Annotated in this window: 13 protein-coding genes and 1 pseudogene; 11 read left to right on the top strand and 3 right to left on the bottom strand. The window is 62.7% G+C overall.

What is annotated here, in order from left to right; genetic code table 11:
* Window positions 1-138: 138 nt before the first annotated feature.
* From ACQCST_RS04675 to xdhC, 6 genes are all read left to right on the top strand, one after another.
* Window positions 139-1500, top strand: coding sequence for a hypothetical protein (locus ACQCST_RS04675; RefSeq protein ID WP_426998168.1), 1362 nt, complete (start codon window positions 139-141; stop codon window positions 1498-1500).
* Window positions 1501-1562: 62 nt separating this feature from the next.
* Entirely contained in the window at window positions 1563-2102 is a 540-nt protein-coding gene (locus ACQCST_RS04670; RefSeq protein WP_426998167.1) for an SRPBCC family protein, read from the top strand.
* A gap of 165 nt (window positions 2103-2267) precedes the next feature.
* Complete coding sequence (locus ACQCST_RS04665; RefSeq protein WP_426998166.1) at window positions 2268-2564, top strand: hypothetical protein; 297 nt, start codon at window positions 2268-2270, stop codon at window positions 2562-2564.
* 284 nt (window positions 2565-2848) lie between these two features.
* Window positions 2849-4336, top strand: a complete 1488-nt coding sequence (locus ACQCST_RS04660) for a xanthine dehydrogenase small subunit (RefSeq protein ID WP_426998165.1) — start codon at window positions 2849-2851, stop codon at window positions 4334-4336.
* Window positions 4333-6747, top strand: a complete 2415-nt coding sequence (gene xdhB / locus ACQCST_RS04655) for a xanthine dehydrogenase molybdopterin binding subunit (RefSeq protein WP_426998164.1) — start codon at window positions 4333-4335, stop codon at window positions 6745-6747. The genes ACQCST_RS04660 and xdhB overlap by 4 nt, the downstream gene beginning before the upstream one ends.
* Window position 6748: 1 nt before the next feature.
* Window positions 6749-7639, top strand: coding sequence for a xanthine dehydrogenase accessory protein XdhC (xdhC, locus tag ACQCST_RS04650; protein ID WP_426998163.1), 891 nt, complete (start codon window positions 6749-6751; stop codon window positions 7637-7639).
* Between the two features lie 56 nt (window positions 7640-7695).
* On the opposite strand, the pseudogene ACQCST_RS04645 reads toward xdhC, so the two are convergent.
* Window positions 7696-9108: pseudogene (locus ACQCST_RS04645) on the bottom strand (amidohydrolase).
* A gap of 55 nt (window positions 9109-9163) precedes the next feature.
* Window positions 9164-9544, bottom strand: a complete 381-nt coding sequence (locus tag ACQCST_RS04640) for a TetR/AcrR family transcriptional regulator (RefSeq protein ID WP_426998162.1) — start codon at window positions 9542-9544, stop codon at window positions 9164-9166.
* A 140-nt stretch (window positions 9545-9684) separates the two neighbouring features.
* Between ACQCST_RS04640 and ACQCST_RS04635 the strand changes: the two genes are divergently transcribed.
* The 4 genes from ACQCST_RS04635 to ACQCST_RS04620 all read left to right on the top strand — a co-directional run bounded on the left by ACQCST_RS04635 (window position 9685) and on the right by ACQCST_RS04620 (window position 12970).
* The gene (locus tag ACQCST_RS04635) at window positions 9685-10092 is read left to right on the top strand and encodes a hypothetical protein (protein WP_426998161.1); all 408 of its coding nucleotides are present in this window, start codon (window positions 9685-9687) and stop codon (window positions 10090-10092) included.
* 60 nt (window positions 10093-10152) lie between these two features.
* Window positions 10153-11310, top strand: coding sequence for a cation:proton antiporter (locus ACQCST_RS04630; RefSeq protein WP_426998160.1), 1158 nt, complete (start codon window positions 10153-10155; stop codon window positions 11308-11310).
* A gap of 179 nt (window positions 11311-11489) precedes the next feature.
* Entirely contained in the window at window positions 11490-12143 is a 654-nt protein-coding gene (locus ACQCST_RS04625) for a hypothetical protein (RefSeq protein ID WP_426998159.1), read from the top strand.
* A gap of 98 nt (window positions 12144-12241) precedes the next feature.
* Window positions 12242-12970 (top strand): YcnI family protein, encoded by a 729-nt coding sequence (locus ACQCST_RS04620; RefSeq protein ID WP_426998158.1) that lies wholly within the window; start codon window positions 12242-12244, stop codon window positions 12968-12970.
* A 109-nt stretch (window positions 12971-13079) separates the two neighbouring features.
* On the opposite strand, the gene ACQCST_RS04615 is transcribed toward ACQCST_RS04620, so the two are convergent.
* Complete coding sequence (locus ACQCST_RS04615) at window positions 13080-13325, bottom strand: hypothetical protein (RefSeq protein WP_426999228.1); 246 nt, start codon at window positions 13323-13325, stop codon at window positions 13080-13082.
* On the opposite strand from ACQCST_RS04615, the gene ACQCST_RS04610 reads away from it, so the two are divergent.
* Window positions 13285-13698, top strand: a complete 414-nt coding sequence (locus ACQCST_RS04610; protein WP_426999075.1) for a DUF4232 domain-containing protein — start codon at window positions 13285-13287, stop codon at window positions 13696-13698. The genes ACQCST_RS04615 and ACQCST_RS04610 overlap by 41 nt on opposite strands.
* Window position 13699: the final 1 nt, after the last annotated feature.

Raw genomic sequence — 13699 nt, 5'->3', positions numbered from 1 at the left:
GCCGTACAGGCCCCGGCGAAAGGCTTTGCAACAGATGGGTGCTGCCCCGGCCTCGAAGATTGTAGGCTTCTTGCAGTCGCTTGCTTCACCACGACAGCAACCGCTTCTGCACCGCCCACCACCGTCGGAGGGATCACCATGGGGAAGAAAACAAACAGGCCCAAAAACAAGGGCAGCCGTCACTTGAGCGCCGTCCCGTCGGCGCCCAGGATGCCTCTGCAGCTTGTGTTGAACCATCGTGTGGTGGACTCGCTCACCGGCGATTTCGTCCGGTGGTACGAAGGCAGCTTCGGTGATGCGTCCGATGCCCTTGATTGCCTCGAGGTGGTCAAGCTTTTTATCACCACCACCCATGCGCTCACAGATCGAAGCTCGGCCACGACACTGGAACTGGCCGGGCTCGAGGACGCTGCCGAAACCATAGCTGGCACACTGATTGAAAACGACGGGGAGGATGCACTGGACGATCTTTACGACACCCTTCATGTCTACGTGGACTACCTCAAAGAATCTGGCCACTGGAGCGGCACGGACGCCGAGTACGTCGATATCCACGCGTTCCTGACGGACGAGTCAATCTCTGATTTCCAACGTATTCCGGATTTCCAGGTGCCCGAGCTCAGCGATCAGGAGCAGGATCAGGCCTTTGCCGGGCTGCCTCTGATGCAGAAGGCCACATCCTTGCTGGAATGGATCGGTGCCGGCAAGGAAGTGACCAGCACGGGTGTCCTCAGGCTGAAGGACGTTGCCACGGCCGCCGCGGCCGTGGGCATACATGCCGTGGGAAAGCGTGCTGCGAAAGGTCCGATGGGCGTGGCCTTCCGCGATGCAGGCGAGGAGGGTGGCCACCAGGAATCCCCCTTGGAAGTCGGAACCATGCACGACGTGCCGGTGTTGAGCGACGTCTGGGCTGCCCTGGTCAGGTCGGGAATCATCACCATCGGCTCAACCCGCGCCACACCCGGCCCGGAGGCAGGGCTGTGGAGCCGCCAGGACGTGGCAGACAGGCTGGGGATCCGGCGCGAGTTCACTACGGCTTTCCTTGCCGATGCAGTCACCGACACGGACAGCGGCTGGTCCGGACAGTTGCCTGAACTGGACGGTGTCCTCGCGGTAATCCTCGCGAAAGGCGCCACTGCCGAGCCCATGGAAGTTGAGGAACTCACAGAGCTGGCAACGAACGGGGATACCGGCGACATTTTCCTGGCGTTCTCGGCCCTGCGAGCGCGGTCGAAGCTGGCAGCCCTGGCCGATTTTGGCCTTGTGAGAGTCGACAGCCACTACACGGTTGCCCCGGTGGTCGTCCAAAGCCTCGCTCCGGCCATCGCCGAGGTCCTTTTGTCAGAGGAGGGTTATGATCCGGAGGAGTTCGAGGATTTCCTCATCGCCGCTGAGGGTGAGGATGTAAGCGACGACGACGGCATGGGCACCGCCGGCTCCGGCTCCCCGCGCGTCAACGCACCGCCGTCGAACGTCATTCAGCTGCATCCGGATAAATAATGAACCGCTACCCGTTTGAGGCATCATTCGGACTAAACTCGATGCAATGATCGGTGGATGATGTGGGAAGTAGCGACTACGAGTTCGTGACCGTGTGGCGCGTTGCAGGGACTGTTGACGAAATTGCGGCGATCCTGGGCGATGCCACCACACTGCCCCGATGGTGGCCCTCCGTGTATCTCAGCGTGCAAGGCGTCACCCCGGGAGCCCACGACGGCTCCGGCAAGGTTGTCGACGTCTATACCAAGGGCTGGCTGCCTTACACACTGCGGTGGACACTCACCACCACCGAACCTGTCACGAACGGCGGCTTCGCGCTCACGGCCACCGGCGATCTGAACGGAACAGGCCGCTGGACGTTTGTCCAGGACGGGCCCGAAACCGTGATCACCTACGACTGGCGGGTCAGTGCCGCCAAGCCCCTCCTACGGCGGCTGAGCTGGCTCATGAAACCGGCGTTTTCCGCTAACCATCATTGGGCCATGGCCAGGGGGCAGGAAAGCCTGGCCCTGGAACTGCGCCGGCGGCGTCCGGGAACGGATCCGCTGAGCGTTCCGTCACCCCCGCTGGCCACGTTCCGGCGGTTCGCCCGCCCTGATTGACCGAGAGCGCCAACCAGGACCGCATTCATCCGACCGCGCTCATCCGCCAGGACGTACGCTGCAGAGTTTCACGCCACGTATCTCCTCTGCCCGCCCACCACCGTCATAGGCACCGCAGCAGTCAGCAGGGATTCAAGTCCTGCCGCGAACGGATCCGCATCCAGCATGACGAAATCTGCATATAGCCCGTCGGCAAGCCTGCCCATGTCCCGCTCCATGCCTCAGGCGCGCGCCGAACTGGGCATCGCCGACGGCGACTTCGTCAACATCCACAGTGAATGGCACGATGACGCAGATCGCTCCGTGGAGTACTTCCGTGTAATCGCCTACCCGACCGCGCACGGATGCGCGGGGACCTATTTCCCGGAGGCGAAACGACTCGTCCCGCTGGAAAGCGTGGCGGAAGGAAGCAACACCCCGGCGTCGAAGTCCGTCGTTGTCCGCCTGGAGCCGACCGCATAGAAACAAAGCGCGCCTCCGCAGCCAACAGGGGTGCCCTGCTGCAAGCCCCGATCCCTAGTCGTGCTGCAGGCCAGCAATGCACGTGCTATGGCAACTTGCCGTCATGGCACGAGTTATATCCGGATTATGGAAATTATCTTCCATAATCGTGTAGAGTTTCCCGTGTGTTACGGGTCACGTACGACTGATACCAAGCAGAACCGCCGCTGTACACCACAAAGCTAACGCAAGAAACTAGCTGAGAGGTCCTCTTAAGGTAAGGGGGACGCTGAGGAGGGCAAATTATGGATGGTATCAAAGTAACGGTCAACGGTAAGATCCGGGGCTGCGATGGGGTGAGCCCGCATGTCCGGCTGCTCGACTGGTTGCGGTCAGAAGGGCTCACCGGCTCCAAGGAAGGCTGTGCCGAAGGCGAATGCGGTGCCTGCGCCGTGATGGTGGCCCGTCCGGACGGACCCGACCGCAGCCGATGGACATCAGTGAACGCGTGCCTGCCTCCTGCCTTGGCGTTCGACGGCCAGGAAATCATCACCGCCGAAGGCCTCGGTACCGCACCGGGACCCAATGTGAAGGAAGATCTGCACCCGGTCCAGCGAGAGATGGCTGACCGCGGAGGATCCCAGTGCGGTTACTGCACCCCGGGCTTCGTCTGCTCCATGGCCGCTGAATTCTACCGCCCCGAGCGGGACGCCTCAAGGGCAGAAGCGCCCAACGAGGAGCACAAAACCGACCATGAGTGCGGTCCCAACGACTTCGACCTGCATGCGTTGAGCGGCAACCTCTGCCGCTGCACCGGATACCGGCCCATCCGAGATGCAGCGTATGCCCTCGGCGCCCCAGCGGAAACCGACCCCCTATTGCAGCGTCAGGACAGTCCCGCACCGGCAGCTCGGCACACTCAGATCACCACAGAGGGTGCACAGTTCCTCCGTCCACAAACCATGGAAGAGCTCTTTGAGCGTCTCGCTCAGAACCCTGAGTCCAAACTGGTCGCCGGTGCTACCGACCTCGGCGTGGAGGTCAACATCCGGCACACCAGGCCTCCGCTGGTCCTGGCTATTGACCGGCTCGAGCCCTTGCGGGAGCTCAAGATTGGCACCGATTCGATCGAGATCGGCGCTGCCCTGACCCTCACTGAAATCGAACGTGGGCTCGCCGGAACAGTGCCGCTGCTGGCCCAACTCTTCCCCCAGTTCGCCTCGCGGTTGATCCGCAACGCCGCAAGCTTTGGCGGCAATCTCGGCACCGGATCCCCTATCGGTGATTCAGCTCCGGCGCTGCTTGCTTTGAACGCTTCCTTGGTCCTGGCGTCCACGAACGGGGAGCGCACGGTCCCACTTTCTGAGTACTTCACCGGATACCGCCAGACGGTGAAACAACCCGGCGAGATCATCCGCACCGTGCAGATTCCACTACCCCTCGCGGAGAAAACTGCCTTCTACAAGATCGCCAAGCGTCGCTTCGATGACATCTCCAGCGTTGCCATCGGTATTGCAATGCAGCTGGATGAAGGCACGATCACCTCCATCCAGATCGGTTTGGGCGGCGTTGCGGCCACACCTATCCGTGCACAAAAAGCTGAACAAGTTCTTCTTGGCAAGCCGTGGACTCCTGAGATTGCTGCCGAAGCTGCGGCTGCAATGGCCACTGAAGGTACTCCTATTGATGACTTCCGAGCCAGCTCTAAGTACCGCTCAACGATGCTCGGACAAGTAATGCTCAAGTTCTATGCGGAAACACAGTCCGCCAACACTTTGGAGGTAAGCAAGTGAAATCTCTAGCCGATCGTCCGGCAAACCCAGTTGTTGGAACTTCCGTCTCCCATGAGAGCGCTTCCCAGCACGTCACCGGTGCTGCACTCTACACAGATGACCTTTTCTACAAAGATCAGAATGTGCTTCATGCTTGGCCCGTTCAAGCCACGGTTGCCCACGGGAAAATCACCTCGCTAAACACTGAGCCAGCTTTAGAGATCCCGGGCGTTGTCCGAGTTCTTACAGCTGCAGACGTGCCAGGCATTAACGACGCGGGCATCAAGCATGACGAGCCGCTCTTCCCTAGCGAGATCATGTTTTATGGCCATGCCGTGTGCTGGGTTTTGGCTGACACACTCGAAGCTGCACGTTTGGGAGCCGAAGCGGTCACCATTGGCTTTGAGGTACTTCCCTCCCTTATCACTGTTCCTGAAGCTATTGCAGCGGAGAGTTTCCAAGGCCACCGGCCCACAGTTACTCGTGGCGACGCCGATGCAGCCCTTGAGACTTCTGCTTACCGTTTCACCGGCGAGCTGGAATTTGGCGGCCAAGAGCACTTCTACCTGGAAACTCATGCCTCTTACGCTCGTGTTGATGAGGGTGGGCAGCTCTTCGTTCAGTCAAGTACTCAGCACCCTTCCGAGACTCAAGAAATAGTGGCTCACGTTCTTGGCTTGAATAGCCATGAGGTGACAGTTCAGTGTGTCCGCATGGGCGGTGCATTCGGTGGCAAAGAAATGCAGCCGCACGGTTTTGCAGCTATTGCCGCTTTGGGTGCAACTCTTACCGGACGCCCTGTACGTCTGCGCCTGAACCGCACTCAGGACATCACCATGACAGGAAAGCGCCACCCCTTCCTCGCTAGCTGGGAAGTTGGCTTCGATAGGGATGGTTACATCCAGGCGTTGAAAGCCACGCTTACCAGCGACGGCGGCTGGAGCCTTGATCTTTCCGAGCCAGTTTTGGCCCGCGCACTGTGCCACATCGACAATGCCTACTGGATCCCTAATGTTAAAGTCAACGGTCAGATTGCGAAGACTAATAAGACTTCGCAAACCGCCTACCGTGGCTTCGGTGGACCACAGGGCATGATCGTGATCGAAGACTTACTAGGCCGCTGCGCCCCGCTCCTGGGCCTAGACCCAGCCGAGTTGCGCCGTCGCAATCTCTACTCACCTGGCCAGAGCACTCCTTACGGTCAGCCGGTAAGGCATGCAGAGCGTTTGGTGACCATCTGGGATCAGCTTGTTGAGCGTTCCGATCTTGATGCTCGCAAAGAGCAGATCGCCGCCTTCAACGCTGCCCACCCGAACACTAAGCGGGCCCTGGCCATCACTCCTGTGAAGTTCGGCATCTCCTTCAACTTCTCAGCGTTCAACCAGGCGGGCGCTCTTGTGCACGTCTACAAGGACGGCTCCGTACTCATCAACCACGGTGGCACTGAGATGGGCCAAGGTCTGCATAGCAAGATGCGGCAGATTGCCGCTACAGCTCTTGGGGTGCCCTTGGAAGCTGTTAAGTTGGCTCCAACTCGTACTGACAAGGTGCCCAACACCTCGGCAACTGCCGCGAGTTCGGGTACCGACCTCAACGGTGGTGCGATCAAGAATGCTTGTGATCAGATCAGCACTCGCCTGGCTGAAGCCGCTGCCCGTAAGTTCAACGTGCACCCTGACGATATTCGCTTCTCCCAGGGCAAGGTCACTTCCATCAGCATTGCTGATCAGGAAATTGCTTTCAATGATTTGGTTCGCGACGCGTACTTCCAGCGCATCCAGCTGTGGGCTGCTGGGTTCTACCGCACCGAGGGGCTCCACTGGGATCCGGTGAAGATGCACGGTGAGCCGTTCAAGTACTTCTCCTTTGGAGCTGCGGTTTCTGAAGTTGAGGTGGATGGCTTCACCGGGGCCTACCGTCAGTTGCGCACTGATATTGTTCACGACGTCGGAGATAGCCTTTCGCCGCTGATCGACGTCGGACAGATCGAAGGCGGTTTTGTTCAGGGTGCCGGCTGGTTGACTCTTGAGGAACTCCGCTGGGATGTTTCTGAGGGAGCGAACCGTGGGCGCCTTGCTACTCAGTCTGCGAGTACTTATAAACTGCCGAGCTTCTCTGAGATGCCTGCAGAGTTCAATGTTCACCTCTTTGAGCAGGCCACCGAAAGCGGAGTTGTGTACGGTTCTAAAGCCGTGGGCGAGCCACCGTTCATGCTTGCTTTCAGTGTTCGCGAGGCTTTGCGTGAGGCTGTTGCAGCCTTCAGCACAGGCAACGGAGCCGTAGAACTTCCTAGCCCTTCCACCCCAGAGGGTATCTTCTGGGCAGTTCAGCGGGCCAAGGATTCCACATCAGTCTCAGAGACGGTTGCTGTTTCATCACCTGCTTCATTGGCTGCTGCTGAGACTACGCTTTCACCGGTTCCTGTTCACTAAAATGGACTGGCTGCAAGCGCTGCAAGAACTGCGTTCTGACGGGCTGCCAGGTGTTCTGGCAACCGTCACTGAAGTACGCGGGCACGCCCCTAGGGAGGCCGGAGCGAAGATGTTGATCGGCGCCGAGGCCCTCTGGGGCAGCGTTGGTGGCGGAAACCTGGAGGCGACAGTGGTGGACCGGGCTCGTGCCATGATCTCATCCAGCACGGCCTCCCCCGAGGCTCTTGATTTCTCTCTTAATGAGCATGCTGCCACTGAGCACGGAAAACAGTGTTGCGGTGGCGTCGTCAACGTACTTCTTGAGCCATTTCTTTCCCGCCCAACAGTTGCCATCTTCGGGATGGGGCATGTTGGTCATGATCTGGCTCGGATACTTTCCAGGCTGCCTCTGAATCTTCATCTGGTGGACAGCCGGGCTGAGCAATTGAAGCCTGAGCGGCTTGCAGACATCACGGACGGCGTTGCTGAGGTGCATTCTCATCACAGCCCAGTTCCAGATTCAGTTCTGGGAGAGTTACCTGCTGGCACCCATGTTTTCATCATGACCCATGACCATACCGAGGACTTTCTGCTGTGCGACGCCGCGCTACGTCGGGACGATTTGGGCTCAGCGGGTCTGATCGGTTCCAAAGCCAAGTGGTCAAGGTTCCGTCAGCGACTCCAGGGCGAAGGGCATTCCGAGGCAGTTATTGACTGGATCAGCTGCCCCATTGGTCTTCCTGAAATCACAGGTAAGGCCCCGGCTGTGATTGCTGTCAGCGTTGCTGCCCAGCTACTTCAGACAGTCCAGTCCGCGGCAGTTCCTGCAGATAGCGACCGACAAGAGAACAATCGCCCCGGCGTGATACCGGCGGAAGACCCCACAAAGGTTTCCCTCTCAGCGCCGCGATGAAGCATTGAGATCGGTGCCCGACCCGGCAGGATCGACGGCATCGCCTCGCGCTTGGTTCAGGCCATATATCTCCTCTGCCCGCCCACTACGGTCATGGACACCGAAGCAGTTAACAGGGATTCAAGCCCTGCCTCGAACGGATCCGCGTCCAGCACAACAAAGTCTGCGTAGAACCCGGCGGCAAGCCTGCCCATATCCCGTTCCATGCCGCAGGAGAACGCAGCATCACGGGTTGCGTGGCAGAGCGCATCGCCCAGCCCCAGTGCATAGCCCGGCAAGTTCGCGGGGAGGCTCGGGTCCAGGGAGGACTTGCGGGTGGTGGCGACATACATGTTGGGCAGCGGCTGGTGCGGCGCCGTGGGCGCATCCGTCCCCAGGGCAAGTGTGGCTCCGGCCGCGGTGAACTCGGTCCACGGGTAGGCCCGCTCGATCCGGTGATCGCCCAACATGGCCTGCCAGTTTCCCTGGATGGCCGGATCCGAATGCACGGGCTGCACGGAGGCGACAACACCTATCACTGCAAGCCTGGTGATGTTTTCCCGGGTGATGGTCTCCAGATGCTCCATGCGGTGACGGCGAGGGCGGGTGCCGTTGACCCGGTAGGCATGCTCCAGTGCGTCCAGCGCCACCTGGGACGCCTCGTCTCCGATGGCGTGCATGGCGATCTGCAGCCCGGCCGCATCAGCCGCCGTGACCACGGGGATCAGGGCCTCCAGCTCCCAGATCAGGCCGGCTACGCTGCCATCCGCGTACGGCTCCTTCATCGCCGCCGTGCAGCTGTCGATCACCCCGTCCACCACAAGCTTGATTCCGGCCATCCGCAGCCACGGCCCGTTGACCTCCCGCTTGAGGGATACGGCACGATCAACCTGCCGGAGGGCATCCGCAGTTGTCCCGGACGGGCTGATGAGCCAATGCCCGGTCACCCGCAGCGGCAGCTGTCCGGCGTTGGCGGCCAGGGCCCGGCGCATCGCCGCGAGATCGTCCTCGCCCATCGCCATGTCGATGCCGCCTGTCACCCCTGTGGCCAGGTAGTACTGAAAGGCGCTGTCCAGTTGGGCATCCCTGTCCGCGTCCGAGGTCGGCCGCGCCAGGGTGGGCCAGGCGTGCTCGATCACGGCCGTTTCAAAGAGCATGCCGGTGGCCTCGCCAGTGGCCGGATCGCGTTAAATTTTTCCGCCGGCAGGGTCCGGAGTTTCTTTATTGATCCCCATTTCCGTCAGGGCGGCCGTGTTCACCCACATGGAATGCACGTCGTTGGAATCGAGGTAGACCGGACGGTCCGGCAGCACGGCGTCGAGCATCTGGCGCGTAGGTTTGCCGTCCGGAATGGCAGGGAACAGCCAGCCGCACCCCAGGATCCGGTCCGCTTCAGGGCCGGCGGCTGCCGCCTGGCTGAGCCGGTGCTGGATTTCGGCAAGCGTACCGGCGTCGCGCAGCTCCACCTTCTGCATCGACTGACCCATCATCATCAGGTGCGTGTGGGCGTCAATGAAGCCGGGCAGGACAAACGCGCCGTCCAGATCAACTTTCGTCGGCGCCGTCGGCAATCCGCCGTGCCGTCCTTTCGTCGCCCATATAAGCGAGCCGGTCTCCGTCGACCACCATCGACTCGGCCCGGGGGTGCCTGGCAAAGCTGCCCCGATAGGACCGGATCATCTGGCGCAGCGCCTCTTCCCACCCCGCATCGGCAGGAACGGAGTACGGATTCTCGGACAATAGCCGCCCACGGACCAACTCAAGAATCTCTTCGCGGCCACTGACATGGTGGTAGATGGACGACTGGCTGACCCCGATCCTGCGCGCCAGCTTCGGCAGGCTGAAATCACCGGTTTCGTCAATGAGCCCGAGGGCCGCTGTCACCACTGCATCCACCGAGATCAAGGGCTTAAGCGGCCGGGCCATCGGTGAACTCCTCAACTCATGCGAACACCGTCCAAGCTATCAGGAACCAATCCACGTTGCCGCGTCAGCTGCATGCCTTGTGATCTGAGCGCGGCGAGTGTTAGATCAGGGTGAGCGTCCACACCCGGAGAGGGCCTGCAATGCCGAGCAAGAAAAATGACAGCGGTAACGCGGAGGTCCTCTGGTTAATCGAGCCCGAGGAACAGGACTATCCCGCGGCTGCAGACTACCTTTCGCTGCTGGAATCCGATGACGTCGTTGAAACAGTCGTGGCGGGGCTAAGAGCGGCACCCATGACTCACCGCAAAGCCAAGGACATCCTCCGGGCCGCCAGGCTGGTTCTGCTTCCGGCGGACAACGCCCATGTGGCCTCCGATCTACGGAAGATCCGGGGCGGCAGGAGGCTCTCGCCGGTCCTGATGGTCCGAGGGGATCTTGCCAAGGGCATCCCGGCACAGATCGTGGACGGTTACCACCGCGTCTGCGCCAGCTACTACACGGATGAGAACACGGACATTCCGCTGAAACTTGCAGACGCCGTGCGATGATCTGACCTTGGGAATCTGATTCTGGAGACAACGAGGCCTCACGACCGGCGAAGGAGAAACGTGTCGTTTTTTTCACTCTCGCTGATTGCCGCTGTGGCCCTTTTGGGCCCCTTGCTCGCGCTGCAGGCCAAATGGCACCTGCCGGTGGTGCTGGGCCAGCTGCTGGCCGGAATCGTGATCGGCCGGACAGGGTTCAGTCTGGTGGATCCCGCCGACCCCACCTTCACCCTCATGGCCGACGTCGGCTTTGCCCTGATCATGTTCGTTGCCGGCACGCACGTTCCAGTCCGGGACCAGAGGATCCGGACTGCCCTGGGGAGCGGGGCCATCCGTGCGGGCGTGGCCGCGGCGTTGGCGGTCGCCGTCGGAATTGGAACTGCTCTTGCCTTCGCCACCGGCCACGCGCCGCTCTACATTGTGCTGCTGGCATCCTCCTCGGCGGCGCTGGTTTTGCCAATCGTCGACTCCCTGCGGCTGGGCGGTCCCGGTGTCCTCACCATGACCGCGCAGGTAGCCATCGCAGATATCGCGTGCATCGTTGCCTTGCCCCTGGTCGTGGATCCGCCGAATGCGGGCCGCGCCGCCCTTGGCGCGCTGGCCGTTACTGCCTGCGCCGTTGTGCTGTTCTTTGTGCTCCGATCGCTCGAGCGCAGCGGAACGCGGGCCCGCCTGCATGAGGTCTCCGAGGAGCGGAAATTCGCCCTGGAACTGCGTATCCAGCTGATGCTGCTTTTTGCACTTGCCGGTTTGGCCGTGTTCGGGCACGTGTCGATCATGCTGGCCGGATTCTCGTTTGGACTGGTAGTGGCAGCCGTGGGCGAACCCCGGAGGCTGGCCCACCAGCTTTTTGCTGTCAGCGACGGCTTCCTGGGGCCATTGTTTTTCGTCTGGCTCGGGGCATCGCTGAATCTGCGCGATCTGGGCACCCACCCCCAGATGATTCTGCTGGGCCTGTGCCTGGGTATTGGCGCCATCCTGGTCCACGTGGCCATGCGTGTCCTCGGCCAGCCCCTCCCGCTGGGGGTCCTCTCCGCCTCACAGCTGGGGGTTCCCGTGGCTGCAGCAACTATTGGCACCCAGCTTCAGCTGCTGCATCCGGGAGAGGCCGCCGCCCTGATCCTGGGCGCCCTCATCACCATCGGGGCGAGTGCCGTGGCCGGTTCACGGGCCGCGGGCCTGTTTGGGGTAGCCCATCTTGCACAACCCAAAGGCCTTTGATGCCGCGGAGGCAGATGACGAACCGGAGCACCTGCGCTGACCCACGGCCGCGGCGCAGGCCGCCAGCCTGCCCATCCAACGTCCGCACAGCGCCGGATCCCAGATAGAATTACGGTGATTTGCTGCCTTTGGTACTTGCCGAAAGCACACCCGCATTCAGCGATCCAGAGGGGGACTCCGTGCGCACACACCACGGCCGGCCTCCATTCCATTCCCTCCGGGCCGCCGTGGTTGCCGCCAGCATCGTAGCCCTCGCGGCCTGCGCGCACGTTCTGGGTGGCGGCCAGCTCCCTTCGCCCGGAATCTTGATGGCCGCCGCCATGGCCCTGACCGGCCTTGCCGCCACCGCGGCCACCCGCCTCAAACTCACCTTCCCTGCCATGCTGGTGGTCCTCGGCGCCGGCCAGCTGGTCCTGCACGAGATCTTTTCCGCCCCGGTGGGCACCGTTTCCGCGGCCGACCCTGGCGCACCCCTGCACCACGCGTCCGGTGGTCCAGTCGCCGGGCCTGGCTCGACTGCCGCGCTTCTGGATCCGGTCCAGCTGTCCGCGGACCACCTCCACCAGCTGGACTCGCCCGCTTCCAGCGTCATGCTCGCAGCCCATGTTCTGGCCACCGTCGCCATAGCCCTGCTGCTCGCCAGGGGCGAGGCTGCGCTCTGGGCCCTCGCCGCGTGGCTCCGCCCTCTGGTCCGGCTCCCGGACGCCATCATGCCCGACGCCGCCACAGCACCGGCGGCTGCCGCTGCACCGGCGGTGACCACTCTCCGCCCCTGGCGGAACCTCCGGCAAGACAGCCGGCGCGGCCCGCCGTCCGCCGTCGTGCTTCCCTGACTCTGCCCGCGCCACAGACTTCCCGAAATCGGCGACGGGTCCCAACCCGTATTTCCGCACGCCCGGTCCCGGACCGCGTGCGACCGAAAGGCAATCCCATGAACAAGACCATCCTCCGCCGTGCCCTCAGTGCCACGGCCGCGGCCGGCGGCACCGCCGCCCTGATGCTGGCCGGAATCACCGGCGCCTCCGCGCATGTGGGCGTCACCCCGGACAAGACCTCTGCCGGTTCCTACGCGCTGCTCACGTTCGGCATCCCGCATGGCTGCGACGCGTCCGGCACCACGAAGGTGACCATCACGCTGCCCACCGAGCTCAACGACGCCCAGCCCACCGTCAACCCCAACTGGGTAGTGGAAAAAGTGACCGAGCAGCTGCCCGAGCCGAAGAAACTGGCCGACGGCAGCTCCATCACCAAACGCACCAGCCGGATCGTCTACACGGCCAAGACGCCGCTGTCCCCTGAGCTCCGGGACGCCCTGGTGCTGTCCGTCAAGCTGCCCGATGCCGCCGGCACAACCCTCCACTTCCCCACGTTGCAGAACTGCGAGCAGGGCCAGACCAACTGGTCCGACATCGCCAAGGACGGCCAGGACCCGCACTCACTCAAAGCCCCCGCGCCGTCAGTGACCATCACCGATGCTGCCGCAGCTGGCCACACGGACACTGCTTCCGCCGCGCCGGCTTCTGCGGTGGACGACGACGGCGCTGGCGCCCGCAGCCGGGCCGGCCTCGTAGCCGGTGTGGGCGGGCTCGCGCTGGGCGGCGTGGCACTCGCCCGCAGCCGCGGCGGAAAGACAGTCCCGGGTTCCGCAGCCAAGGAGTGAGCCACGGATTTGATGCCCGGATCATCACAATCCGGGCATCAAATCCTGTCCTGCCACGTGGCATCGTTGACTCCGGCAACGGCGGGCGCAAAGGTGGGGCCATGAGGCCTCAACGAACCACACCCGGACTGGTAATCACGACGGCGGCCGCCGCGGTGGCGCTGCTGCTCACCGCCTGCGGTCCAAGCCAGCCGCAGACGCAGGGAAGCACGGCACCCGGGTCTGCTTCTGCCAGCCCCAGCACCTCCGCAGCGTCACCCTCAACGTCGCCGCCGCCGCCGTCGTCGTCGCCCGCGACGCCGGCGGGCCCTGCACTGTGCAAGGCGGCAACACTCACGGCCACGACCGACGCCACGGGCGGAGGCGCCGCCGGGAGTGTCTACATGAAGCTGATCCTGACCAACAGCGGCACCTCGGCATGCCTCCTGAAGGGCTTCGCGGGCGTCTCTCTCACCGCCGATGCCAACGGCGCACCGATCGGGGCGGCGGCCACCCGCGAGGAGTCCGTTCCCGTGACGGATGTCCTGCTGGCGCCGGGCCAGGCTGGAACGGCCGTCCTGAAGTACACCCAGGCCGGCAACTACCCGGACTGCAGCCAGGTATCCGCGGCCGGCTACCGGATTTACCCGCCTGAGGACACCGCCTCACTGTTTCTCGCCCAACCCACCACAGCATGCAGCAACGCCTCGTTCGCGCTGCTGGCAATCGGGGCGTTCCAGGCCAAGTAGG

Source organism: Pseudarthrobacter sp. N5 (assembly GCF_050157035.1).
GTDB lineage: Bacteria > Actinomycetota > Actinomycetes > Actinomycetales > Micrococcaceae > Arthrobacter.
Note: the sequence above shows the minus strand (reverse complement) of the source record. Positions and strands in the feature narration are given on the sequence as shown.